Genomic DNA, 317 nt, shown 5'->3' on the forward strand with positions numbered 1-317 from the left:
GTGGCGTTCCAGTCCGGGTTCTGCGCCTTCGTGCTGGCCAACTACATGCGCTCGCTGCCGCACGAGCTGACCGAGGCCGCGCTCGTCGACGGCGCCTCCGTGTGGCGGCTGTACTGGCAGATCGTGCTGCCGCTGTGCAAGCCCGCGATGGCGGCCCTGGCGACGCTGCTGTCCATCTGGATCTACAACGACTTCTTCTGGGCCATCGTGCTGATCTCCACCGGCGAGAACATGCCGATCACCTCGGCACTGAACAACCTCTCCGGCCAGTACTTCACCGACCCCAACCTGGTCGCCGCCGGCGCCCTGCTCACCGC

General features: G+C 66.9%; 1 protein-coding gene. It reads left to right on the forward strand.

Going from position 1 to position 317, the window contains the following annotated elements:
- Positions 1-317: carbohydrate ABC transporter permease (locus tag ALMP_RS39600; protein ID WP_264936843.1), on the forward strand; the 317-nt coding region annotated here is incomplete at both ends.

The organism is Streptomyces sp. A012304, from assembly GCF_026008495.1.
Taxonomy (GTDB): Bacteria; Actinomycetota; Actinomycetes; order Streptomycetales; family Streptomycetaceae; genus Streptomyces.